24 protein-coding genes are annotated in these 23,764 nt (G+C 69.8%); 15 read left to right on the top strand and 9 right to left on the bottom strand.

Annotated elements, in window-relative coordinates; all coding sequences use genetic code 11:
* The first annotated feature begins 27 nt into the window (after nt 1-27).
* Nucleotides 28-1,167: a substrate-binding domain-containing protein gene (locus Q0833_RS12440; protein ID WP_298434864.1), complete on the top strand. Its 1,140-nt coding sequence runs from the start codon at nt 28-30 to the stop codon at nt 1,165-1,167.
* Between the two features lie 87 nt (nt 1,168-1,254).
* Here Q0833_RS12440 and Q0833_RS12435 read toward each other — a convergent pair whose 3' ends face one another.
* Nucleotides 1,255-2,178 (bottom strand): LysR substrate-binding domain-containing protein, encoded by a 924-nt coding sequence (locus Q0833_RS12435; RefSeq protein WP_298434860.1) that lies wholly within the window; start codon nt 2,176-2,178, stop codon nt 1,255-1,257.
* Between the two features lie 106 nt (nt 2,179-2,284).
* On the opposite strand from Q0833_RS12435, the gene Q0833_RS12430 reads away from it, so the two are divergent.
* Nucleotides 2,285-3,262, top strand: coding sequence for a sterol desaturase family protein (locus tag Q0833_RS12430; RefSeq protein WP_298434856.1), 978 nt, complete (start codon nt 2,285-2,287; stop codon nt 3,260-3,262).
* A gap of 222 nt (nt 3,263-3,484) precedes the next feature.
* On the opposite strand, the gene Q0833_RS12425 is transcribed toward Q0833_RS12430, so the two are convergent.
* The 5 genes from Q0833_RS12425 to Q0833_RS12405 form a co-directional block, all read right to left on the bottom strand.
* Nucleotides 3,485-4,219: a Crp/Fnr family transcriptional regulator gene (locus tag Q0833_RS12425; protein ID WP_298434853.1), complete on the bottom strand. Its 735-nt coding sequence runs from the start codon at nt 4,217-4,219 to the stop codon at nt 3,485-3,487.
* Nucleotides 4,220-4,292: 73 nt separating this feature from the next.
* On the bottom strand, nt 4,293-5,432 hold the full coding sequence (locus Q0833_RS12420) for a glycosyltransferase (RefSeq protein WP_298434850.1): 1,140 nt from the start codon (nt 5,430-5,432) through the stop codon (nt 4,293-4,295).
* Nucleotides 5,429-6,442: a glycosyltransferase gene (locus tag Q0833_RS12415; protein ID WP_298434847.1), complete on the bottom strand. Its 1,014-nt coding sequence runs from the start codon at nt 6,440-6,442 to the stop codon at nt 5,429-5,431. Before Q0833_RS12415 ends, Q0833_RS12420 begins: the two co-directional genes overlap by 4 nt.
* Nucleotide 6,443: 1 nt before the next feature.
* Complete coding sequence (locus tag Q0833_RS12410; RefSeq protein ID WP_298434845.1) at nt 6,444-7,589, bottom strand: glycosyltransferase; 1,146 nt, start codon at nt 7,587-7,589, stop codon at nt 6,444-6,446.
* Nucleotides 7,586-9,631, bottom strand: coding sequence for an HAD family hydrolase (locus tag Q0833_RS12405; protein WP_298434842.1), 2,046 nt, complete (start codon nt 9,629-9,631; stop codon nt 7,586-7,588). Before Q0833_RS12405 ends, Q0833_RS12410 begins: the two co-directional genes overlap by 4 nt.
* A gap of 165 nt (nt 9,632-9,796) precedes the next feature.
* Between Q0833_RS12405 and Q0833_RS12400 the strand changes: the two genes are divergently transcribed.
* Both Q0833_RS12400 and Q0833_RS12395 read left to right on the top strand, forming a co-directional pair.
* Nucleotides 9,797-10,588: a sulfotransferase gene (locus Q0833_RS12400; protein ID WP_298434839.1), complete on the top strand. Its 792-nt coding sequence runs from the start codon at nt 9,797-9,799 to the stop codon at nt 10,586-10,588.
* Between the two features lie 101 nt (nt 10,589-10,689).
* On the top strand, nt 10,690-12,222 hold the full coding sequence (locus Q0833_RS12395; RefSeq protein ID WP_298434836.1) for an FAD-binding domain-containing protein: 1,533 nt from the start codon (nt 10,690-10,692) through the stop codon (nt 12,220-12,222).
* Between the two features lie 127 nt (nt 12,223-12,349).
* Here Q0833_RS12395 and Q0833_RS12390 read toward each other — a convergent pair whose 3' ends face one another.
* Nucleotides 12,350-12,931 (bottom strand): glutathione binding-like protein, encoded by a 582-nt coding sequence (locus Q0833_RS12390; RefSeq protein WP_298434833.1) that lies wholly within the window; start codon nt 12,929-12,931, stop codon nt 12,350-12,352.
* A gap of 63 nt (nt 12,932-12,994) precedes the next feature.
* Here Q0833_RS12390 and Q0833_RS12385 point away from each other — a divergent pair, with 63 nt between their 5' ends.
* Nucleotides 12,995-13,693 (top strand): YafY family protein, encoded by a 699-nt coding sequence (locus tag Q0833_RS12385; protein WP_298434831.1) that lies wholly within the window; start codon nt 12,995-12,997, stop codon nt 13,691-13,693.
* On the opposite strand, the gene Q0833_RS12380 is transcribed toward Q0833_RS12385, so the two are convergent.
* The gene (locus Q0833_RS12380) at nt 13,690-14,574 is read right to left on the bottom strand and encodes a LysR family transcriptional regulator (protein ID WP_298434828.1); all 885 of its coding nucleotides are present in this window, start codon (nt 14,572-14,574) and stop codon (nt 13,690-13,692) included. The two genes, Q0833_RS12385 and Q0833_RS12380, sit on opposite strands and share 4 nt — an antisense overlap.
* A gap of 99 nt (nt 14,575-14,673) precedes the next feature.
* Here Q0833_RS12380 and Q0833_RS12375 point away from each other — a divergent pair, with 99 nt between their 5' ends.
* The 6 genes from Q0833_RS12375 (at nt 14,674) to Q0833_RS12350 (ending at nt 18,246) form a co-directional block, all read left to right on the top strand.
* On the top strand, nt 14,674-14,889 hold the full coding sequence (locus Q0833_RS12375; RefSeq protein WP_298434825.1) for a DUF4386 family protein: 216 nt from the start codon (nt 14,674-14,676) through the stop codon (nt 14,887-14,889).
* A 3-nt stretch (nt 14,890-14,892) separates the two neighbouring features.
* Nucleotides 14,893-15,393 (top strand): DUF4386 domain-containing protein, encoded by a 501-nt coding sequence (locus tag Q0833_RS12370; RefSeq protein ID WP_298434822.1) that lies wholly within the window; start codon nt 14,893-14,895, stop codon nt 15,391-15,393.
* Nucleotides 15,394-15,634: 241 nt separating this feature from the next.
* Nucleotides 15,635-16,651 carry an AraC family transcriptional regulator gene (locus Q0833_RS12365; RefSeq protein ID WP_298434819.1) on the top strand — a complete coding sequence of 339 codons (1,017 nt, stop codon included), beginning with the start codon at nt 15,635-15,637 and terminating at the stop codon, nt 16,649-16,651.
* A 103-nt stretch (nt 16,652-16,754) separates the two neighbouring features.
* Nucleotides 16,755-17,123: a hypothetical protein gene (locus Q0833_RS12360; protein ID WP_298434816.1), complete on the top strand. Its 369-nt coding sequence runs from the start codon at nt 16,755-16,757 to the stop codon at nt 17,121-17,123.
* A gap of 14 nt (nt 17,124-17,137) precedes the next feature.
* A complete protein-coding gene (locus tag Q0833_RS12355; protein WP_298434813.1) occupies nt 17,138-17,986 on the top strand; it encodes an SDR family oxidoreductase in 849 nt (282 codons plus the stop codon).
* On the top strand, nt 17,983-18,246 hold the full coding sequence (locus Q0833_RS12350; RefSeq protein WP_298434810.1) for a hypothetical protein: 264 nt from the start codon (nt 17,983-17,985) through the stop codon (nt 18,244-18,246). The genes Q0833_RS12355 and Q0833_RS12350 overlap by 4 nt, the downstream gene beginning before the upstream one ends.
* 87 nt (nt 18,247-18,333) lie before the next feature.
* On the opposite strand, the gene Q0833_RS12345 is transcribed toward Q0833_RS12350, so the two are convergent.
* Complete coding sequence (locus tag Q0833_RS12345) at nt 18,334-19,191, bottom strand: MurR/RpiR family transcriptional regulator (RefSeq protein WP_298434804.1); 858 nt, start codon at nt 19,189-19,191, stop codon at nt 18,334-18,336.
* A gap of 115 nt (nt 19,192-19,306) precedes the next feature.
* Here Q0833_RS12345 and Q0833_RS12340 point away from each other — a divergent pair, with 115 nt between their 5' ends.
* The 4 genes from Q0833_RS12340 to Q0833_RS12325 are packed head-to-tail and all read left to right on the top strand — an operon-like array spanning nt 19,307 to nt 23,391.
* On the top strand, nt 19,307-20,044 hold the full coding sequence (locus Q0833_RS12340) for a 5-formyltetrahydrofolate cyclo-ligase (RefSeq protein WP_298434801.1): 738 nt from the start codon (nt 19,307-19,309) through the stop codon (nt 20,042-20,044).
* A 32-nt stretch (nt 20,045-20,076) separates the two neighbouring features.
* Entirely contained in the window at nt 20,077-21,048 is a 972-nt protein-coding gene (locus tag Q0833_RS12335) for an ABC transporter substrate-binding protein (RefSeq protein WP_298434798.1), read from the top strand.
* Nucleotides 21,048-21,839 carry an ABC transporter ATP-binding protein gene (locus Q0833_RS12330; RefSeq protein ID WP_298434795.1) on the top strand — a complete coding sequence of 264 codons (792 nt, stop codon included), beginning with the start codon at nt 21,048-21,050 and terminating at the stop codon, nt 21,837-21,839. The genes Q0833_RS12335 and Q0833_RS12330 overlap by 1 nt, the downstream gene beginning before the upstream one ends.
* Complete coding sequence (locus tag Q0833_RS12325; protein WP_298434792.1) at nt 21,829-23,391, top strand: ABC transporter permease; 1,563 nt, start codon at nt 21,829-21,831, stop codon at nt 23,389-23,391. The genes Q0833_RS12330 and Q0833_RS12325 overlap by 11 nt, the downstream gene beginning before the upstream one ends.
* Nucleotides 23,392-23,764 lie beyond the last annotated feature (373 nt).

The following is a 23,764-nucleotide window of genomic DNA, read 5'->3' as shown; positions in this document are numbered from 1 at the left end:
CCATATCCAACTTGGGAGGATAGGACGATGAAGACGACGATGACGGCACTGGCCCTGCTTGCGGCCACGGTCGCCGCGATGGCGCAGGACGATCGACAAATTCCCCTGATGGAAGTGGAGGGCGACGCGGATCGCGATTTCTACCTCGTCGAGCAGATGAACCGCCCCGGCGAACTGGAAGCCCTGCGCGATGTGGTCGGATCAGAGGCCGTGCCGCTCGCTGTCGAACAGGACGGACCGCTCCAAATCGCGCTGGTCTATCCGTCGGCGGACGTGTCCGACTTCTGGGCGCGCATGTATCTCGCCTTCACCAAGCGCCTCGACGAGCTGGGCATCGAGTACGAGACGACGGAGTTCGCCTCGCGCCAGATCGAGCACTCGCTGCAGGCGACCTATACCGACCAGGTCATCCAGGATAAGGACATCTGGGATTTCGTGCTCTTCGGGCCATCCGAACTGGCGACGCAGGCCGACAATATCGACAAGCTGGCCGCGACCGACGATTTCACGACCTTCGTCATCTCGTTCTTCACGCCGCCGAAATACCTCGAGAACCAGCCCGCCGGATGGTTCGACTTCTCCGCGGCCGAGGGCGCGCAGTTGATCTGCGACTACATGGTCGACCGGTTGGGGCCGGACCAGGTCTACGCGCTCAACCGCGGCATTCCGGGCATCACCGACAACCAGCGCTCGGGCGATTTCGCGGCCTGCGTCGAGGAGAAGGGCAACTGGGAACTCGCCTACGAGCATTACGGCGAGTATCGCCGCGAGGGCGGATTCGACGGCACGAACTACATCATGCAGTCCTATCCCGAGGCCAAGATCATCCATAACGCCAACACCGCGATGGCGATGGGATCGGTCGAGGCCCAGCTCGCCATGGGCATGGAGGACGAGATCTTCTCGACCGGTTGGGGCGGCACCGGGCTGGAGCTCGAGGCGCTGCGCAACGGCGAGCTGGACGCCACGCCGATGCGGATGGGCGACGATGTCGGCGCCGCCGTGGCCGAGGCGATCAAGTACCACCTCGAAGGCCGCGAGAACGAGCTGCCGCGCATCTTCCTCGGGCGGATCACCATCGCCAACAACGAGATGAGCGTGGACGAGCTGAATGCGCTGGAGCAGGAGGCGTTCCGCTTCTCGGGCGTCGGCGCGCTGGAGCGTTAGGGCCGACTGAACGGTCGGAAACGGGGCGGCTTCGGTCGCCCCGTTCGTCGTGCGGTGTGCAGGCCGAGGCGCGTGCCGCCGTCGCGCTCAACCCGTGACGATGCACCGGTCGCGCGCGGTGTCCGCGAACTGCGCGCGGCAGGCGCGGACGACCGTCTGGACCAGTCGTCGCGGACGCGTGGCGTCGTGCGCGATGGCCAGCGACAGGGGCGGCAGCGGGTCCGAGATCGGGCGCGCCACTACCGCATCGCCGCCATAGCTCCGTGCATTCAGCGGCCGCATGTTGAGAACGGCGCAGCCCAGCCCCGCGCCGACGAGGCTGCGCACCATCTCGGTCGAGTTCGCATAGGCCGCCACCGAAATGTCGGCCCCGCCCGCCGCGAAGAGGCTTCGGTAGTAGTCCGCCGCCACCGGCCGGTTCAGAACCACGAGCGGACCGTCCGCGATCTCGGCTATCGTGACGGAACCCTTCGCTGCCAGTGGGTGCGCTTCGGGCAGGAGGGCATAGGCCGGGGCCTCAATCAGGATCTCGTAGGCGATGGACGGCAACACGTCGCGGCTGACGAAGAGGATCAGATCGTAGCGTCCGTCCAGCAGACCAGCCTGCGCGGCGTCGTTGTCGCATTCCTCGAGATGCAGCTCGACCGCCGACGGATCGGGTAGGGCGGTCATCAGGATCTCGGGCAGGAAGGCGGGGGCGACGGGGGCGTAATATCCGATCCGCAAGATGCCGCCGGGCGCCGTCTTGAGGTCCGCGCCCTGCGCCTCGATCGCCTCGTAATCCTCGAGCAGCTGCTCGAAACGCTGCGCGATGACGCGCCCGCTGGCCGTCGGGCCGATCCCCTTGGACCGCTGGCGGCGCACCAGGTCGAGGTCGAAATGCGCCTCGATCCGGTCGATGGCGGCTGCGACCGCCGAGGGCGCGACCGATAGCGCGGCGGCCGCCCCGGCGATGCTCCCATGGCGCAGCGCGGTCGTGAAATAGCGCATCGCGCGCAAGGTGATCGCCATGGCTTCCTCGGAAATCCTGAGAGCATTACCCGGATGATACCGTTTTTCCGACGATAGCGCATCTGCGACACTCGTGCTGCCGCCATCCCGTCCCGAGGAGACTGCCATGCCCGACGCTCCGCTCAAGGGTTGGAACCATATCCCCGACGTACCGCTCCGGGTCTCCCCGTTCTTTCGCTGGCCGCTGCGCCCGCTCGAGATGCTGCGCTGGGTCTGGAACTCGTGGTTCCTGATCACCGAACGGCTGATCCTCGTCGGCGTGGCGCTCGCCTCCTATGCCTGGTTCCAGCCCCCGCTCGAGGAGACGCGCGTGCTGGCCGCGTCATGGATCGTCGAGATCTGGCTGCGGAACATCGTGCTTATGACGGTGGTAGCGGGTGGGCTGCACCTGTGGTTCTACACCTTCACGCGGCAGGGCAAGCGGCTGCGATACGATGCGCGCCCGCTGATGAAGAACGGGCGGCAGTTCACGCTGGGCGGCCAGATCCGCGACAACATGTTCTGGACGCTGGTCTCGGGCGTGACGGTCTGGACGGGCTACGAGGTCCTGATGTTCTGGGCACTGGCGAACGGCCACGCCCCGCTCCTGACATGGGCCGCGCATCCGGTCTGGTTCGTGGCGCTCTTCGTGCTGATCCCCGTCTGGGAAAGCTTCTATTTCTACTGGATTCACCGGCTCCTGCATGTGCCGGTGCTCTACCGTCACGTCCACGCATTGCACCACCGCAACGTCAATGTCGGCCCCTGGTCGGGCCTGTCGATGCATCCCGTCGAACACGTGATCTTCCTGGGATCGGTGCTGATCCATTTCGTGGTGGCCGCCCACCCGGTCCACATCCTGTTTCACCTTCAGTATTACGCGCTGACGGCGGCGACGACGCATACCGGGTTCGAGGGGCTGGTGGTGCGGGATGCGAACCGTCTGCGGCTCGGGACATTCCATCACCAGATGCATCACCGCTATTTCGAGTGCAACTACGGCTCGCTCGAAATTCCGTGGGACCGGGTCTTCGGCTCGTTCCACGACGGCACTCCGGCGGCGGACGTGCGCATCCGCGAACGCCGCCGGCGCATGGGAGCCTGAGTGCGGGCCGGGTGCGCGGCTCGCCCGTGCGTCAGGGTCCGCCGTGCCGATCGGCGTCGATGATCCGGACGATCGCCGTCCGATTGCGCCTGCCGAGACATTTGAGGATCCTGAACACGTGTCGTTCGACCGGCCCTTCGGCCGGCGTCGGGCGTGCGGTGATCTCACGGTCGGAAACTTAGTCCCGCAGGCATGTGCCGATCTCGGGCGCGCGGGGCCGACCTAGAGCCCGTCGCGCTGGATGCCGATCTCAAGAAAGGACGGATCGTATTTTCCCGTCCGCCGAAGAGCCTTCAGGTCGAAGATCGTGACGCGCCCGTCCTTGACGGTGCAATGCCCCGCTTCCCGCAATTCGCGGATGACGCGGTTCACGTGGACGGGCGACAGGCCGCAGGCCTCGCTCAGATCGACCTGCGTCAGGGGAAGGTGGAAGCCCGTTTCGTCCGCCAGTCCGGCCATCTCCAGCCGGCTCTGCAATTCGCACAGGAGGTTTGCGACGCGGCCCGTGGCCCGAAGTGCGCCGACCCGGAACGACCAGTAACGGTGGATCGAAGCGTCCACGACCGTGAGCGCCCAGAGCGCCAGAGCCACATCCGGGCGGCGATCCATCATCTCTTTCAGGCGGTCATGGGGCAGCACCGCCAGCCGGGCGTCGGTGATGGCCGTGACGTCGTGGTCGAGCGTCCCGATCGGGAAGCTGTGCAGATCGACGAAATCGCCCGGCACCTCCAGCGCGACCATCTCGTGGAGGGCGCGATCCGGGCCCGGCACGTGCCGCGCGATCAGCCCCTCGACCAGCAGGAGGCTCCGGTCCAGCGGGTCGTGCTTGCGGCTGATAACCGTGCGACCCGGCCACGACCTGATCTCGGAACAGCAGGCGCGCACCTCGGCCCATTGTTCGTCGGTCAGGCGCGCGGCCATGCCCCGGCGGGTCAGCGTCTGCGGCGTTTCGTTCATCAGGCTCCCGTGCGTTGAGCGGGAACATAGCGAGCCGGAACGCCAGTTCCAGAAATCGCATCGCGGGGCCGGTTCAGGCCGAGAGGGCGACCGGCGGGGCGATCTGAAGCTCGAAGGGCCGGAACGCCCGGCGGGGCGCAGCGGCCGGGGCGGCGGACAAGGCGTCTCTATAGAGAGCTTCGGTCCGGTCGAGCATGACGTCGTGCGAGAACAGCGCCTCGACCCGCGCGCGGCACCGCGCCCGAGGCACCCGGATCGCATCCCGCGCGGCGCGCGCCAGTGCCGCCACGTCGTCGGACGGCGCGAAGCGGCCGCAATCGCCGACCACCTCGCGGACGGCGCCCCGGTCCGTGCAGGCCACCGGGACGCCTGTCGCCATGGCCTCGATCGCGGCCAGCCCAAATGGCTCGTCCCAGAGCGGCGTGAAGAGCAGGACGGACGCGGCGCCGATTTCGCGCGCAAGATCGGCGCCATTCAGATGGCCGCCATACCGGATGTCGCCGCCGAGATGCGGGCGGACATCCGTCTCGAAGTAGTCGCGATGCTCGATCGTGCCGAAGAGCGTCAGGGGCAAGTTCGCGCGCCGGGCGGCTTGAACGGCTAGATGCGGACCCTTGGTCGGGGTGATCCGCCCCGCCCAGACTGCGCCGCCATGCCCGGACGCCTCGAATGGCCAATCGGCGAGGTCGATCCCGTTCGGTAGGACAGACGCCTCGGACGGGGGCACGTCCGGCCACCAGCGATCCAGCTGCGCGCGCGAGGTCACGGTGAACCGCGTCCAAGGCGCGATGCCGCCCTGGACCGCGCGCCGGAGCGCTTCGAAGGGCGGCACGTGAAGCGATGTGACCATCGGCACGCCGTGGGCGACGGCCAGTCGCGGCATGAAGCGGTGCAGGCTGTTGTTATGGACGATATCGTAGCCGCCGCCGAGGATGTCGCGACCCGCCCGCGCATAGGCCGCATCGAGGTGCGCCGTCAGGACGTCGGTTCCATGGAAGCGGTGCCACGGAAAGTCCCGGTCGTAATGGGTCGGGACAACCGGATGCAGGCGCACGCCGTCGGGCACCGCGCTGTCGCCGCTGGCGAAGAGCGTCACGTCGTGCCCGCGCGCCGCGAGGCCGCGCGCAAGGTGGTAGGAATGCGCCTCCATGCCCCCGGCGAAGGGGGGCGCGATCTGGTGGCGGATATGCGCGACGAGGGCGACGCGCATCATTCGGCCGCGACGCCGGCGGTGGGTCGGAGAAGTTCATTCTGGCGGGCCGTCATCGCCGCATGCTGCTTGGCAGGCGAGCGCGTGACGGCGTCCCCGTCCCGCGACCGGGCTTCGAGGTAGCGGATCACCGGTGCGGTTGCGGCATAGGGCATGTCCGCCCGCTGCTCGCAAAGGGCGAAGTCGTCCGGCCCCGGCGACCGCAGCACCCGCAGCCCGTCCGGCCCGTTCTCGATCAGGCCCATCATGCAGAAACCGTGGAGCCAATGCTCCATGGTCCGGTGGCCCCACTTGGCGGCGAAGATCTCCGTGTTGCGCAGGATCGCGGGGATGTGGTGGATCGGGGGCATGCAGTGCCGATGGTGCTGGTGGTAAGCGCGCGCGCCCCGGATCCACCAGATCGGGATGCCCTTCTCATAGAGCGTGCGGCCGAAATCGGTATCCTCGCCCCCATAGCCCGTGAAGCGCTCGTCGAAGCCACCTGACAGATCCCAATCGCGCCGGTGCATCGCGAAGGTCAGCGACCAAAAGCAGCGATAGTCGGCGCAGCGTCGCCGCCCCACGTCGGGCGGGCCCTGCCGGTCGGAATGGCGCACCGCGACCGCGTCGAAACCCGCGACCGTCCAACCGGGATCGGCCGCGCCCGCGGGCAGGTACAGCACCTCGCCCATGGTCAGCCCGTCCCCCGGCCCGGTCCAGACGGCATAGTCGCGCACGAGGTCGGGATGCGGGATGCAATCGACGTCGAGGAACACGAGCACATCGCCCGTTGACGCCGCGGCGGCGGCGTTGCGCGCACGGGCCAGCGGAAGCTCGGCCTCGACGACGTGGATCTGGCGGATCGGGAAATCAGTCTCGGGCAGGTCGCGATAGGGCGCCTCCTGCATCGCGACGACGATCAGCTCGCGGGGCGGCACGCTCTGGGCGGCGAGGCCGCGGATGACGTTTTTCAGATGCGCTTCGCGCCCGCGGGCAAGCGTGAGAACGGAAACGGCGGGCAGGTTTCGGGTCATGTCAGGCTCCGGATGCGAGTTGGGGGAGGGGCGCGTCGAGCCGCGCCGCCAAGGCTTCGAGCCAGCCCGCCACATGCTGCGCGGCATCGGGGCGGACCATGTCGCGTTGCAGGTCGGGATCGTGCCGGGCGCGGGCCATGGCCACGGCGCGACGCCAGGCCGGGATCGAGGACGGCATGGAGGGCAGATGGGTCGCGACACCCGCCGCATCGAGCGCGAGCGCCTTGGCGATCTGTTCGTCGAAATAGCGCCATTCCGGCACCGCGATCCACGGTAGCCCGGCCGCGAGAATCTGCTGGCAGGTCGTGTTGCCCGTCGACGCGACCACGAGGTCGGCGGCGGCGAGGTGGTCGGCCATCGTCTCGACCCAGCCGCAGATATGAAGGTTGGCGGGCACGGTCGCATGCCACTCCCGTTCGAGCCGGCCGACCGCGATCCAGCGCGCGTGCGGCATGGCGCGCGCCCCCACGGCGAGCGGCGCGACCGCAAAGCCCGTGCCGCCGCCGCCCGAGACGACGAGCACGACCTCTTCATCGGGGTCGATGCCCAGGCGGCGGCGCGCATCGGCGCGGTCGGGCAGGGCCGTCTCGACCCCGAGCCCGCCCGCAAAGACCGATTTGGCGCGCATCCCGTCCGTCCAATCGGGCTGGGCGAGGCGTGCGTCGCAGGGCACGATCAGCCCTGCCGCGCCATCATAGGCCGCGCGGTGCCCGGCATCGCCCCGGTCGCCATGCTGGAGCACCTTCACATGCGGAACCGAGCAGATGCGCGCCAGTTGCGCGACCTCGGCCGAGACGTCGCAGACAATCAGGGCCGGGTCCGCGCGATCGAACCAACCGGTGATCTCGGCCATGGCGCGGCGGATGCCCGGCCAGCCGACGGGTGCGCAATGCAGCGTCTCGGGCGTCTCGATCCAGTCGGCGGCCCGCTCGTCCCCGGTCGCCTCGAACAGCGAGGGGATCGCGACCACCTCGACCCCGGCGCGAGCCGATCCGACGAGCTCGGGCCGCGCGCAGAACAGCGTAACCGGGCGATCCGGCGGTAGGGCGGCGACGATCGCGGCGCAGCGCTCGACATGGCCGCGCCCCTGATGATGCAGGAAATAGCCGAAGGGCCGGGGGGCCGGATCGTGGACGAGATCCCTCATGCGGCGACCTCCGCGGCCGCGCGCGGGCCGATCAGGCCCGCCGCCGCCAAGCCTTCGAGCACGCCGCCGGCGTGATGAGCGCGGGTGCGCAGGAGATCGGGCCCGGGCGTGAGGTGGTCGAGTTCGGGCAACGCATTGCCGACGACGATCCCCGTGCCCCCCATCGTCAACATGTCGATGTCGTTGCCGCTATCGCCCGCGACGACGCAGCGGCGCGCATCCAGCCCGATGCCCGCTGCGTAGGCGCGGATGGCGGCGCCCTTCCCGGCACGGGGCGCGAGGATGTCGATCAGCCGCCCGTGCGATGGGACGGCCCGCGCGGCCAAGCCGGCGCAGTCCAGGACCGCGCGCAGACGCGCGGCTTCGGACGCGTCACCCAGACAGGCCAGCTTCCAGCGGCGTTGCTCGACCGGGGCCTGCATGCGGGCACCCGCCTCGGCCAGGCATGCCAGAACCGCCGCACGATCCCAATCCTCCGAGATTGCCGCGGCGTAGCGCTCGCACCGTTCCATCCGGCCGCGCCTGTCGGGCAGGTGGAGTTCGGTACCGACGGCAGTGATGAAGGCGTCGGGCGCCGGCAGGTCCCAGCGGGCGAGGACCGCGCGTGCTTCGCTGATGCAGCGCCCTGTGGCCACGATGAAGGGCAGATCGCGGGTGGCAGCCCAATCCCGGAACGCAGTGGCCCCGGTGCGGCAGCCGGTCAGCGTCCCGTCGATGTCGGAAGCCAGAAGCGCGTGCGGGGCCGCGAAACTCCGGACCGGACGCCGGAGGTCCGCGTAGATCCGGGCCGCGCGATCGGCCCAGACGTCCCAATCGAAGGCCCGAAGACGCGTCTGCCCCGCCTCGGCCGCCGCCCGCCATGCGTAGCGATCGTCGAGCAGCCCCGTGATGGCCGCGCCGATCGCCACCGGATCCCCCGGATCGACCAGCGTCCCGTTGCGCAGCGTTCCGAGAATGTCGCCCGGCCCGCCATTGCGGGTCGCGACCACGGGCAGCCCCGCCTTGGCCGCTTCCAGTAGGGTCAGGCCGAAGGGCTCGTGGAGCGCCGGGTTGACGAAGACCCCGCCGCGTCGTGCGGCCAGTCGATAGGCTTGCGCGACGATATCCGGTCCGTGCCGTTCGGGGAGGGCGATCCGGCCGGGCGCTTGTTGTGCGAGTTCTTCCAGCTCGGCGATCACGCCGGCCGTCTCGGGCGTCTGGGCGATGCCCGCCCCGCGCTGACCGGCGAGGATCACGAGGTTTGCGCGCGCCCCGAGCGTCGGCGACCCGAGATAGGCCCGGACCAGGGCGGCGAGGTTCTTCTTTCGGACGGGCCGCGCGATGGCGAGGATCATGGGCCGTTCGGGATCGCTGAGCGCAGGATCGATCAGCGCGCGAGCCTGTGCCGTGCCGGGCGGGCCGTCGCGGCGGGTGACCCCGGGCGCGACGCGATGCGTGCGACCCGCCACGTCGATGCCGTAGCCCTCCACTTGCCGCTCGGCCTCGTCGCGCGAGGAGACGATCACCGCGTCCGCGACCCGGAGCGCGGTCCGTTCGAGCGCAATGCGCCGGATCAGCGCGGCGGGCGGGCGGCCCGCACTGCAGGACGCCTTGTCGATGCCGAGCGAGTGGGGCGTATAGACGACCGGAATGTCGAAATGTGCCGCCGCAGCGCGAACGATGGCAGCGGCATCGGCGAAATGCGCGTGGATGACGTCCGGAGGGCGCGGCATTCCGGCGATCAGGGCGGTGAAGGCGTCGGACAGGGCCGGGCGCTCGGCGGCGAGCGCTTCCTTGGCGAGATACGCGCCGTTGGACGTGCGCAGGCGCAGGATCCGCAGCCGGTCGCCCGCGGGCTGGACGGCGCGCGCATGGTCTGCCCCGAGGGTCGGATCGTCGAAGGCACGCGTCACGATGTCGACGCGGCTCACCTCCGGTCTCCGGGCCTGCGCGGCCGCCGCCCCGAGGATGTAGGCGATATGCCCGCCGGTGTCGTCGGTGATGCCGTATCGGACGTTCGGAAGGGTCAGGCACCCCCCGACTGCGACGTGAACGATGTGCATCGCGGCCTCCTTGCAAGCGTAATCCAACAGCCGAACTAGGCGCGCGTTCCGGGCGCTCTAGGTCGCAAGCGGCCGTCGCAGCCGAGGACTCGTCGGCCGGCACAGTGAAACAAGGGGTTTCACGCTAAGTCGTTGGGATATTGATATATGTTAGGCGCAAAATCTTTGACGCATCGGCCCCGCTACCTATTCGCGGGCGGGCTGCACCGGTCGGGCACCAGCCTGACCGCACGGCTCGCGGGATCTTTGCCGGGGGTGGCGCGGATCGACGGCGCGCCGGTCCCCGAGAACGAGGGCGCCTATCTTCAGGGGGCGATCCCGCATGACGCGCTGGCCGGGCGCCCGATGGCCTTCGCGACCGATCCCGAGCAGCACCTGACCGAAGCCCATCCGCTCAACCGGCTGGAGACGCGCACCCGGCTCGAGGCCGATTGGGACCCGTGGTTCGGGCCCGGCGCATGGCGGGTCGAGAAGTCGCCGGTCAACCTGACCCGGATGCGACTTCTCCAGCAGCTGTTCCCACTGTCGCAATATGTCGTCGTGCTGCGCCATCCCGAGGCCGTGGCGGCGGCGGTCGCGAAATGGGTCGACGATGCGCCGGACGCATTGGCGGAGCATTGGCTCGACGCGCATGACCGGGTGGCGGGCGACCTGCCGCGCCTCCATTCGGTGATCGTGCTGCGCTACGAAGACCTGACCGCGCGGCCCGACCGGTATCGCCGCGCGCTGGCGGCGTTCCTCGATCTCGACGCGGAGACTGCGCCCGATCTCGAACCCATCGCCGACCGGAATAACGATTACGCGGGTGCACCGCATCTCGGGGCGGGGCGGGCGGGGCGGGCGGCACGCTGGGGCTACGGCTCCGGCCTCGCGGTCGATCCGCACTGGACGCCGATCGTGCGTCACCCGCTCCGCCGGGTCCGCGAGGCGACGGAGATGCTGCTGGCGCCCGGCTAGGCGGCATGCCTTCGGCATGGTTTGACGTAGCCTGCCGTCGGACCATCTTGCGGCAGGGCACGCGGCGCCCCCCGCGCGCCGATATCCGAAAGGCCGGGCCCATGAGTGCCGACGATCCGACCCCAGCGACCGGCACCGCCCGCCTCTCGGTGGTCTGGTTCAAGCGCGATCTGCGGCTCCACGATCATGACGCGCTGGTCGCGGCGGCGGCGCGGGGACCGGTTCTGCCGCTTTACGTGGCCGAGCCGGACTACTGGGCGCTGCCGGACACCTCCTATCGCCAATGGGCCTTTCTGCGCGGGTCGCTGGCAGAGTTGCATGACGACATCCGGGCGCGGGGCGGCGACCTCTCGGTCCGAATCGGAACGGTCAGCGATGTGCTCGCGGCGATCCGGGACCGCCACGGCCCCTTCGACCTCCACACTCATATGGAGACCGGCAACGCCTGGACCTACGCCCGTGATCGCGCCGTCGGGGCGTTGTGCCGGGCGACTGGCACCCGATGGACGGAACACCGCCAGTTCGGCGTCTGGCGCGGGGCCAACCTCTCGCGCGACCGTTGGGCCAGCCGCTGGGACGCCTTGATGTCCGAGCCGATCCGCCCCGAGCCCGAGGCCGTCGACTGGGTCGAGGTGACACCGTCCGGGATCCCCGACGCCAGCGAACTCGGGCTGGAGCACGACGGGATCGTGAGCCTGCAGACACCGGGTCGTCAGGCCGGGCTGCACCTTCTCGACAGCTTCCTGACCGAGCGGGGCGAGCCCTACCAGAAGGCGATGTCGAGCCCCGTCACAGGCGAGACGGCCTGTTCTCGTCTCTCGCCGCATCTGATGGCCGGCACGCTCTCGATGCGCGAGGTCTATCAGGCGACGCAGGCGCGGATCGCCGCGCTGGACGCCGTCTCCCGCACCGAGCGGGGCAGATGGCCGGGGGCGCTGAAATCCTTCGTCGGCCGGCTGCACTGGCATTGCCACTTCATGCAGAAGCTCGAGGCCGAGCCCGAAATCGAATGGCTGCCGATGGCGCGTGCCTACGAGGGCCTGCGGCCGGTGCCCAACGACGCGGCCCGGTTGACCGCCTTCGCCGTGGGCGCGACGGGCTATCCCTTCGTCGATGCTTGCATGCGGTACCTCCGCGCGACCGGCTGGATCAATTTCCGCATGCGCGCGATGCTGATGTCGTTCGCGTCCTACAATCTCTGGCTGCCCTGGCAGATGTCGGGCGCCGTCCTCGCCCGGCTCTTTACCGACTACGAGCCGGGCATCCATTGGCCCCAGAGCCAGATGCAGGCGGGCGAGACCGGGATCAACGCCGTGCGGATCTATTCACCGGTCAAGCAGGGCCACGATCAGGATCCCGAGGGCGTCTTCACCCGCAGATGGGTGCCCGAACTCGCGGGCCTGAGCGGCACGGCCCTGCAGGAACCCTGGACCCTGCCAGACCCGCCCCCGGACTACCCCGCGCGCATCGTCGACCACCAGGAGACCGCGCGTCTGGCCAAGACCCGCATCTACGAGCTCCGCCGCACCGATGCCGCGCGCGCCGAGGCCAGCGCCGTCTTCGAGAAGCACGGCAGCCGCAAACCCCGACGCACCCGCCGCCAGCCCCCGCGCGATGGTCGCGGGGTGACGTAGCGGTCGGTGTCCGCACCTGTCGCGTGGCCGGACATTCGGGCCGTCGAGACAAGGGTTCGCGCCGGACGAGACTCCCCGCCCGAGCCGAGGGCGATGAGTCAGGCCAATCGCCGGCATCCCCCGGAAATCACCGACCGGATTTCGGGCCCATCCTCGCGGCGCAGCGGTCGACCCAATCCCGGATAGATGTGTGATCGCGGAGGGTGTCCGGCAGCCACAGGAACGGGCTTGAGACCAGGAGATCGACGGCCGAGTAATCCTCGCCCAGAAGAAAGGGCTGGCCGTCCAAGGCCTCCGACAGACGCGCCAGCATGTCGTCCATGCCGCGAAATGTGGCGTGCAGGGCGGGATGTTCGATCCCCGACGCGTCGAGCACCAGCACCGGCTCCATGACGCCCTGATAGTAGAACAGCCAACTCAGGAACGCGCCGCGCTGGGGATGCCCGACGGGGCGGCCGAGCCGGGACTCGGGAAAGCGATCCGTCAGGTAAAGGACGATCGCCCCGCGCTCGCGCACATGGTCGCGGCCATCGGTCAGGTAAGGCACCTTCCCTTCGGGATGCGGATTGCGCGGATCGGGGCCGCCACCGCCATCCTGACGGGCGACCGTCACCTCCACGAGGTCGATGCGGTCCGTGAGGCCCATCGCCTCGACGAGGGAGACGATGGCGGTCGCGCGGGAGTTCGGGGCGTGAAACAGGGTCGGCATGGTTGGTCCTCCGGTTGTGATCGGGCTTGGCTTATCCCGGCCCCCCTGTCAGTTTGCGTCAGCATGGCCCGCACCGACCGCCTCATGCGCCTGATGGATGCGATGCGCCGGCTGCCCGCCCCCGTCACGGCCGAACGGCTGGCCGAGGAGACGGGCGTGTCCCGGCGTCAGCTCTACCGCGACATCGCCACGCTGCGCGCGGGCGGCGCGTTGATCGACGGCGCGGCCGGGGTCGGCTACCGGCTGACCGAAGACCCGGCCCTTCCACCGCAGAGTTTCTCCCCGCTCGAGATCGAGGCGCTGGTCCTCGGGGTGGGGGAGTTGCGCCAGACCGGCGATCCGGCGCTTGAGGCGGCGGGCCGCTCGGCCCTCGCACGGATCATCGCCACCTTGCCCGACACGCAGTCGCGGCGCGCGCTGCACACCGTGCTCCGCACCTTCCGTCCGCCGCCCGCACCGGTGGCACTCGGGGTCGATATGGCGCTGCTAAGGCGGGCCTGCTGGGACGAGCTCGCGCTCGACATTCGGTATCGCGACCGGGCCGGCGGGGTCACGCAGCGGGAGGTCTGGCCCCTGGGGATGAGCTACGCCGAGGGCGGGCTGATGCTACTGGTCTGGTGCTGTCTGCGGCAGGACTGGCGGCACTTCCGGGCCTCGGGGATCGAAGCCGCATCCCTCAGCGGCCGCAGCTTCCGTCCCCGGCGCGTGGCCCTTCTGCGCGACTACGCGTCCCGCACCGCCGCCCCACGCGTGGTCCGCTAGCGCAGCCCCTCGGCGAGCGCGTCCCAGACCACGCGCAGGCGGCAAGCCCGGCGGACGTCGCGATGGGCGACCAGCCAGACGGGGAAGATGACCGGATCGAGGTCGGGCAGGATGCGCTCCACGCCCGGCTCCGCGTCGCCGATCCGGTCGTCGAGCACACAGATCGCGTGACCCGCGCGGACCATCTCCCACGCGGTGACGAAATTCGCCGTCCGGTAGGGGAAGGTCATCGCGTCGACCGGAAAGCCCATCCCCGCCATCATGCCTCGAAGCGCGCCCGTCCGGTCGATCTCCATCACAGGCGCGCCCGCGAAGCCCTGCGGATCGGCGGGCCGCCCCAACCGATCCAGCAGGCCCGTCGCTGCGTAGAGCCGCGCTTTCGCGTCGCGCAGCTTGCGGCCGATCAGGTCGGCATCCGTGGGGCGGACGTTTCGGACGGCGATATCGGATTCGCGGCGCCGCAGATCCGAGAGCTGGTTGTCCACGACGATTTCGATGCGCAACTCGGGATGGGCGGCATGGAGCGCGCCGAGGATCGGGGGCAGCAACCGGGCGGCATAGATGTCGGAGGCGGACACGGAGACCTCGCCCGCGATCTCGTCACCCAGCCCTGCGACGGCGAGCGACAATGCCGCCGCGCCGTCCCCCATTCGCCGCGCATGCTCCAGAAGGTGGAGGCCCGCGGCCGTCGGGCGCAGACCGCGCCCATGCCGCTCGAACAGGGCCACGCCAAGCTCGGCCTCGAGCGCCGCGACCTGCCGCCCAAGCGTCGGCTGCGTCGATCCGAGCGCCCGCGCCGCTGCCGAGAGCGATCCCTCCTCGGCGGTCACGAGAAACGCCCGGACGCGGTTCCAGTCGAAGGTGACGGCACGCCATTCCATGCAAAAACACATAGCAGATCGGCAGAACCGGGGAATATCGCAGATGATCGCCGCCGCCTATGTCGCCGTCATCGGCATGTGAACCCAACGGAGGTTGCCATGCGCGCGTTCGACGACCCTTCAACCCGATCCTTCGCCCGGATTGCCGGTACGCTCTACCTGCTGATCGCCGGGGCGGGGTTCTTCTCGATCCTCTTCGTGCCCGCCCGCCTCGGGGGGGCGGGCGATCCGGCGACTGCGTTCGACGCCATCGCGGCGCGACCCGGCCTCTTCGTCGCCGGGGTCGGCGGCGATCTCGTGATGATGCTGTCATAGGTCGTGCTCGCGGTGATGCTCTTCGCGATGTTCCGGCCCCATGGCGCGGTGCTGGCGATGGCGGCGATGGTCGCGCGCCTGATGATGGCCGCGGTGATGGCGGCGATGCTGCTGCCGCAGGCCGCGATCCTCGCGGTGGCGATGGACCCGCCTCTGGCGATGGATGTGGCGGCCCGTGCCGATCTCGCCTGGGTGCTCGGGCGAATGGACGAGGCCGGGGTCTGGCTCTGGCAGGTCTTCTTTGCGCTGCACCTCTGGCTTCTTGGCGTGCTGGCGTGGAGGTCGCGCGCCGTGCCGCCGCTTCTGTCCGTGATGCTGGCCGTCGGCGGAACCGGCTACCTCGTGGACAGCATCCGGGCCTTCGCCGCTCCGGAGTCGGCCGTGCTGGGCGCAGTCGGCGGCGTCCTCCTCGCGATTGTCACGCTGGCGGAGATCGGCTTCGCGCTTTGGCTGCTCGTCCGCGGGCGCGTCACGCCGCCCGCTCGCATGGCGGCATCGGCATGATCCCCGTGTCCGCCGCGTTCGCCGCGCTCTCCCCGCCTGACCGCGTGTCGGAAGTGGCGGCCGCCGATATTCAAAAGCCTTGCCCATGCCGTCGGTGCGAGTGAAGGGAAGGCCCGCTGGTTCGCGCAGCACCATCGCGGCGACTTGCCCCTCAAGCGCGACGCGGACCATATTGGCCCTGTCCGGGCAGGTGCGGGATGACCGGGCGAACCGCATCGTCGAGCCTCCGGGGATCCGCCAGATGTCCGAGCCCACAATGGCCGCCGGTTTCGCGCAGGCCTTCCTCGATTTCGCCGCCGCACGGGGCGCGTCCCGCGCCGCCATGTTGCGCGCGTCCGGTCTGACCGAGGCGGAACTCGCCGATCCCGAAGCACGGCTGCCGCGGCGCGACTGGCACCGTCTTCTCGGGGCCGCGGTCGACCTGACGGGCGATCCGCTCATCGTGCTGCGATCGGGCCTCGGCACGCGGGCCGAAACCATGTCCGTCGTCGGCGGCATCCTCGCCCGCGCTCCGACGCTCCGGGAGGGTTTGCGCCAGCTCAACCGCTACGCACGCCTCATCGTCGATGGCGCCCGTCCCGCGAGCGACCCCCGCCATGCGTTAATCGAGGGCCGCGAGACCTGGATCGAGGACCGGCTGCCCCTCCCGGACGGGTTTCACCTCGCCGCCGAAGGCGCTCTCGGGCAACTGATCGGAGAATTGCGCGCCACCACGTCGGACCGACCCGTGGTTCTGGCGGTCGATCTGGCCTTTCCGCCGCCGGCCCACGCCGCGGGCTATGCCGACCTTCTGCGCGTGCCGGTGCGCTTCGATGCGGGCCGCATGGCCGTTCGCGTCGATCCCGACTGTCTCGACCTGCCACGCCCGGAGGCCGCGGCCTACGTCTTCGGGTTGTTCACCGGGCACGCGGACACGCTTATGGCCAAGCTCGCCGCGCGTGACACGGTCCGCGCCGCAGTCGAGACGCGAATGCTGGCGGACCTCCATCAGGGCAGTCTCTCGATGGATGCCGTCGCCCGCGATCTGGGTCTCGGCCGCCAGACGCTCTATCGGCGGTTGAAGGACGAGGGCACCACCTTTGCGCAGGTCCATGACGATCTGCGCCGCCGCATGGCGATGGAGTATCTCGGTGCCCGCCGGGTGTCAGTCGGCGAGACGGCGTATCTTCTGGGCTTCTCGGAGGCCTCCGCCTTCGTGCGGGCCTTCAAGCGGTGGACGGGGGTCAGTCCGACCGCGTGGCGGGCAGGCGCGGGATGAATTGGCATCTGCGGTCAATCGACTGAGCTCTCCGGTCATGCCGCCGTCCGCCGTCCCGGCATAGATCCGCGTCGACAACGACACCCCGGACGGAAACCGCGCCATGACCCAGATCCTCGCCCTTGCCTATGCCGCGCTCGCCGCGATGCCGCTGGCGATGCATATAGCACTCGCGGCAGGCGCGCCGCTGGGTCGCTACACCGTGGGCGGGCGCTTCACGGGCCGTCTGCCGCCGCTCTGGCGTGGCCTCGCGTTGGTTCAGGCGGCGCTTCTGGCCGGGATGGCGGGCGCGGTCTTGGCGCGGGCGGATCTGGCGCCCGCATCCCTCGCGCCGGCCTTCTGGCCCGCCACGGCTCTCACGCTTCTCACCTGCGCGGCCAACGCCGCAAGCCCGTCCCGTCCGGAGCGCCTTCTCTGGGCGCCCGTCACCGCCCTGTTGGCGGCCGCCGCGCTGGGCGTCGGCCTCAGCTGAAAGGGAGACCTCCCATGCATGTCCTCGTGGCCGGTGCGACCGGCTATCTCGGGCGCGCCCTCTGCGCCGCATATGCCCGCCAGGGGCATCACGTCACCGCGCTCGTCCGCGATGCGTCCCGCGCGGAAGGGCTCGCGGATGTCCTCGTGGTGGCCGAGGCCACGCGGCCCGAAACGCTGGTCGGGGTGATGGACGGCATCGACCTTGTGGTCTCGACGCTCGGCATCACGCGTCAGGCGGACGGCCTCGGCTACCGCGAGGTCGACTACGGCGCGAACCTGACCCTCTTGCGCGAAGCCGAGCGTGGAGGCGTCGCGCGCTTCGCCTATATCCACGTCCTCCACGCGGATCGCATGTCCGAGGTGCCGCTCGTCGCCGCCAAAGCGGCCTTCGTCGAGGCCTTGCACGCCTCCGACATACCCGCGACCGTGATCGCCACGACGGGATTCTTCTCGGATATGGGCGACTTCTTCGCGATGGCCCGCGCGGGCCGTGTCTGGCTCTTCGGCGACGGATCGGGGCGGCTCAATCCGATCGACGGCGCAGACCTGGCCGCCGCCGTGGTGGACGCGACCGAGACCGGGCGCGGCTGGGTCGAGATCGGCGGCCCCGACGTAATGACCCAGGAGGAGATCGCTTGCGTCGCATTCGCCGCGCTCGGCCGCCCGGCGCGCATCACGCATCTGCCCGATGCGCTGCGCCGCGCGGCGCTCGTGCTCCTTCCGCTGCTGCCCCGGCGGATCGGCGGGCCCGCGCGCTTCTTCCTTACGGCGCTGGGTCTCGATATGGTCGCCCCTCGCCATGGAGAGCGCCGGCTGAAAGCCCATTTCGCATCCCTCGCTGCCGGAGGGTCGTCGGCATGACCCGCGACAGTGCCGGCGGGTTCGCCGCGTTGGTCTGTGCTCTGACCTACATCGTGGGCTTCGCGCTGCGGGTCACCGTTCTGGCGCCGCTGGGCTACGGGACGGACGCGGTCGATGCCGTCGCCGTCACGACCTTCGCGACGATCCTCCCGCCGCTGGGCGATGCAGCCGGAGCGATCTTCGGTCTCGGCGCCATCGGCTGGTTCCTCGCCATCGGCATGGCCGTGCTGGGCCCGACCTCGGCCCCGATCCGCGCCTGAGCCGGAGCATCGCCGAGCCGCTCATCGGACACGCGCCGCCTGGCGTCGTGCACGAGCATCGTCAGAGGCGCACCAAGGCGCGCGCGGTCAGTCCGGGCGCTCGAAGAGGGAAAGCTCCTCGCCCAATTCGTCGAGCGCGGCCATCCGCTGGGTTGCGCTCTGGCCCGCCCGCGCGGCGTAACCGACGGCGAGGATGCGCAATGCGCTCAGAAGCGCTGTATGGGTCGGGATCGCGCCGTGGCTCGCCATGTGGCACGGGATCACGATCCGCGAGAACCGCCGCGCGCGGGCGGCGAAGGCGTGATCGCTCAGGGTGATGATGTTGATACGGGTGGTGCGCGCGTGGCCCGCGAGCGTGGCAAGGCCCCGCGGCCGCGGCGGCAACGACAGCAGCAGCATCGCGTCCTCTGGCCCCGCCATCGACAGCGCCTCCGTCCAGCCGGCCGGATCGCCACCGACCACGCGCACATCGGGCCGCAGGCGGGCGAGAACCTGGCGCGCGGCCAGAGCGATGCCCTCCTCGGCGCCGAACCCGGCCAGCCAGACCCGCGGCGCGCGGGCGATCAGCTCGACCGCCTCGGACAGCAGGTCGGGTCGCAGCTCCTCGAAGGTGCGCGTCAGGTTGTCGATCTCCAGCTGCATATGCGCCCCGATCGTCCGCCCCGAGGGCGAGCCGGTCGCAACATGGGCCTCGTAGGCGAAGGGTTCGGAGCGGTTGCGCTCCTCGCGGGCCTGGGTCTTTGCCTCTTCGAAATCGCCGTATCCCAGCGTGCGGAAGAATCGCGCCGTCGTCGCCTTCGAGACCTCTGCCATCTGCGCGAGCTCGGTTGCGCTGTGGGTTTCGATGAGCGTGCCGTTGCCGAGCAGGAGTTCCGCCAGCTTGTGCTCGGAGCGGGTCAGACGGGCCATGCTGTCCTGGATGCGGAGAGTCAGTCTGCTAGCCATCGTGCCTCTTGCGTAGGCGTTTCACCGAATGCGTCCCCTCGTCGGGCGCGTGGCGCTTGCCTTTTTGAAACGAACGTTTCTAATTACTGAAACAGTGAAACCGTCGGTACTCAGCATGTCCACAACAAATACGATCCGCCAGCAGATATGGACGAAGCTGCGGGATGTCGCCCGTCCCGACACGCGGTTCGACCTCAACTTCGCCGAGGTGATTCCCGATTTCGAAGGCTCGGATGCTGCCACCGCCCGCATTCTCGGGATGGACGGCTATCGCGACAGCACCTTCGCGTTCGTGACCCCGGACAACTGTCTGGCGGGCCTTCGGCAGGCGATGATCGAGGCGGAGAAGCCCTTCGTGATGTCGACCTACGGCATCTATCGCGGCTTCGTCCTCCTCGAGCCGGGGATGGTTCCCGAGGGGGCGGCGCTCTACGCCTCCTGGCTCGACGGGATGGAGCATTTCGGGCGGCCCATCACGCTGGCCGAGATCGCGGAGCGCGGGGCCTTCGACTTCATGGCCACGGGGGCCTCGGCCGTCTCGGTCGATGGCGTGCGGTTCGGGAAGGGGCACGGCTTCTTCGATATCGAATGGGGCATGTTCACCGACCTGGGTCTCGCCGACCAGAAAACGCCCGTCGCCGCGATCGTCCATGACGTGCAGGTGGTCGAGGACCGCCTGACCCCGTCCGAGACCGACATCCTCGTGGACGCCATCGCCACGCCGACGCGGCTTCTGACGGTCGAGGACATGGCGCCGCGACCGCGCGGCGTGAAATGGGATCTCGTCGATCCCGACCAGCTCGCGGCGACGCCGCCCCTGCGCGAATTGCAACGCATCCAAGGGCTCGCTTGAGCCGCCTTAGCCTTTAGACAGGAGATATCGACATGAGACTATCCCGCCGTTCCATGCTGGCCCTTTCGGGCGCTGCCGCGACCCTGCCGATGATGCCGGGGGGCCTGCGGGCGCAGGGCCTCTCGCCGCTGACGATGCAGGCCGCCTGGATCAACGACGCCGAGTTCGCGGGTTACTTCCTTGCGATGGACGAGGGTTACTACGCCGACGAAGGGCTGGACCTGACCTACCTGCCCGGCGGGCCCGACGTCATCCCCGAGAGCACCATCGTCGCCGGTCGCGCGGATCTCGCGCTGACCACGCCCGACACCACGATCAAGGCCATCGCCGAGCAGGGCGCGCCCTTCAAGATCATCGGGGCCCAATACCAGAAGAACCCGATCGGGATCGTCAGCCTCGCCTCCGCGCCGATCCTCAGCCCCGAGGACATGGTCGGCAAGACCATCGCCGTTCCGCCGGTGAATACCATCTCGGTCGAGGCGGTGCTGGCACTCAACGGGATCGACCGGGACGCGGTCAACATCGTGCCCTATGCCTACGATCCGACGCCGCTCGTGCAGGGCGAGATCGACGGCTCGCTCGATTTCACGACCAACGTGCCCTACACGATCGGCCAGTTGGGCGAGGAGGCCGTGTCCTTCCTGCTCTACGATTTCGGCTTCACGACCTATAACGACACCGTCGTCGTCACCGAGGAGACGTTGGCCGAGCGGCGCGACGACCTGATCGCGTGGATGCGCGCCTCGCGGAAGGGTTGGAACGAGAACTTCGCGGACACGACGCTCTGGCCGCCGCGCTGGGCCGAAACGCATTTCGCGGGCACCGGGCGCAGCATAGACAACGAGATCTTCTTCAACGCCGCGCAGCAGCCGCTGATGGAGGCGCCGGGCGGTATCTTCGCGATGAGCGAAGAGGGCATCGCAGGGAATCTCGAGGCACTGGCCCGCGTCGGTATCGAGGGCACCCGGGAGATGTTCGACACCACGCTTCTCGAAGAACTCTGATGCCGTCCGCCCCGGCGCGCGCGTCTGCCCTGTCCGGCATCGCGCTGACCGGGGTGAGCAAGACCTTCCGGGGTCGGGGCAGGGCGGTCGAGGCGCTGCGCGATGTAACGCTCGACTGCCCGCCCGGCTCGTTCACGGCGCTGATCGGGCCGTCGGGTTGCGGCAAGTCCACCGTTCTGCGCTGCGCCCTCGGGCTGGAGGCCATCGACGCGGGCGAGGTCCGCCTCGGCGGCCTGCCGCCCGCCGAGGCGACCCGCTCGGGCCTCACCGGCGTCGCCTTCCAGGATGCGGCCCTCCTGCCGTGGCGGAGTGCGGCGCGCAACGTCGCCCTGCCTCTCGAGGCGTTGGGGCGCCCGGTTGGACCCGCCCGCCCGCGCATCCGGGACCTGCTGTCGCTGGTCGGCCTCGCGGGCAAGGAAGATGCGCTGCCCGGTGAGATGTCGGGCGGGATGCGCCAGCGCGTCGCCATCGCCCGCGCGCTTGTGACCGAGCCCCGCGTTCTGTTCCTCGACGAGCCCTTCGGCGCGCTGGACCAGATCCTCCGCCGCCAGATGAATATCGAGCTGCAGCGCATCTGGGCCGAAAGCGGGGCGACCGCGCTCCTCGTGACGCATGGCATCGACGAGGCCTGCTTCCTGGCGGACCGGATCGTGGTGATGCGGGCCGCACCGGGGCGCATCTCGGAGGTCATCGATGTGCCCTTCGCGCGTCCGCGGCGTGCGGCGCTCTTTTCCGACCCGGCGTTCCACGCGCTCGGGGATCGGGTCGCCGAGGCCCTTCATGGAGGCTGATCGCCGCCGTGGCCTGATCCTGACCGGCGCCCTTCTCGTGCTCTGGGAGGTGGCGGGCCGACTCGACTGGGTGGCGGGCGGTGCGCTCCCCGCGCCGACCGAGATCGCGGCGCGGCTCTGGATCGACCGGGCCGATTACCCGCGCCATGTCGGCGCGACCCTGAGCGCCTCCGCGCTGGGCTTCGCCATCGGGAACGCCATCGCGGTGGCGGCGGGGCTGCTCTTCGCGCTGGTGCCCCGGACGATGGCCATGGCGCGGGGCCTCAACGTCGCGATCTTCGCGCTGCCGCCGATTGCCATTGCGCCGATCCTCTCGCTGACGCTCGACGGGCTGGCGCCCCGGATCGTGCTGGCCGCGCTCGGGGTCTATTTCGTGACCATGAACGCAACGGTGATCGGACTGACGCAGTTCGACCGCCGGGCGGCAGACGTGGTCCGGGCCTACGGCGGCGGTGCAGGCCGCGTGCTGCGCCTCGTCCAGATCCGCGGCGCGCTGCCCGGGATCCTCGCAGGGCTTCGCGTGGCCGCGCCCGCGGCCGTGCTCGGTGCGATCCTTGCGGAGTTCGGTGGCGGCGGGCGCTGGGGGCTGGGCACCTACCTTCTCGGCTCCCTCGGTCGGGGCGAGCCCGCGCGGCTCTGGAGCATCGGTCTCGTCGCGACGGCCATCGCGGGCGCCAGCTATGCCGTCTTCGCCCTGCTCTCGGCGCGGATGCTGCGGGAGGGCAGGGCGGTCTCGCTTGACCCCGCGACCCTGCCGGAGGCCCCCGATCCGCCCCGCCGCTCGGTGCGCATCCTGTTTGCGGTCATCAGCGTCGCGCTGCCCTTCGCCGTCTGGTGGGCGTTCCTCTGGGGACTGTCGGTGCCCGCGATGCTGGGGAAGTCGCCGCTGGACGTCTTCCACTACGTGGCCCTCGCGGACGGGTCGGCAGACGCGCGGGCCCGCCTTGGCGCGGCACTTGCCCAGACGATCCCGATCACGCTCGCGGGGATGGCGGCGGGCCTCGCCTTCGCCTTCGCGCTGGCGCTCGTGTCGCGGGCCGCCCCGGCCGTCGAGCGCGCCTTCATGCCGGTCGCGCTCGTGACGCAGACCATGCCGCTCGTGGCGCTGACACCGCTCCTCGTCCTGATCCTCGGGCGCGGCACGACCGTGACGCTCTGGATCACGATCTCGGTCACCTTCTTTCCGGCCTATGTCATGATCGCCCAGGGGCTGGCCCAGGTCCCGCGCGCGGCGATGGACCTGCCACGCGCCTACGGGGCCGGGGTGTTCCGCGAAATGCGGCTGGTCTCGATCCCCGCCTCGATGCCCTGGATTTTCGCCGCCGCTCGTCTTACGGCACCTCGCGCGCTGCTCGGCGTGCTCATCGCCGAATGGCTGGCGACGGGGCAGGGCCTCGGGAACCTCCTCAACCAGTCACGCGGCTACATGGATTTCGCGATGATCTGGACGGTCGCGGCGACAAGCGTCCTCCTGTCGGTCGCGTTCTACCAGATCGTCCTTGTGGCCGAGCGCGCCGTCCTCCGCCGCATGGGCATGCGCGCCGCCGAATAGGGCACGGGGGGGCGGCACCGTCGGGCTGTCGCCGGTCCGCCCGCCGGGACCAGTGGCAACAAGTCCGTTCCGTAGAGGCAGAAGGGCAGGCGCCAAAACCCAGGTGCGCCACGAAGGCTGACCTTCACGGCAGACCGTTCCGGGTGTTATGGTGAGGGGACGACTGCACCCTCCAACATCCGGACGAGGTTCGCTGGACGGCAGTCCCGAGCTCCGGAGCGACATCATCCGGGCGGTGGTCGACGACGACGATGTTCCTCGTAGAACGCTGGTTCGGCGGCCTTGGAGAGCGACGCGCCGGTCCAGATGCACTCACGCATTCGGTCGAAGATACCGACCCATGATCCTGCGCCCTACTGGCCCGTGACAGGCT

It is taken from the genome of uncultured Jannaschia sp. (assembly GCF_947503795.1).
Classification (GTDB): Bacteria; Pseudomonadota; Alphaproteobacteria; order Rhodobacterales; family Rhodobacteraceae; genus Jannaschia.
The sequence above is the reverse complement of the archived record's forward strand: the minus strand, read 5'-3'. Positions and strand labels throughout refer to the sequence as shown.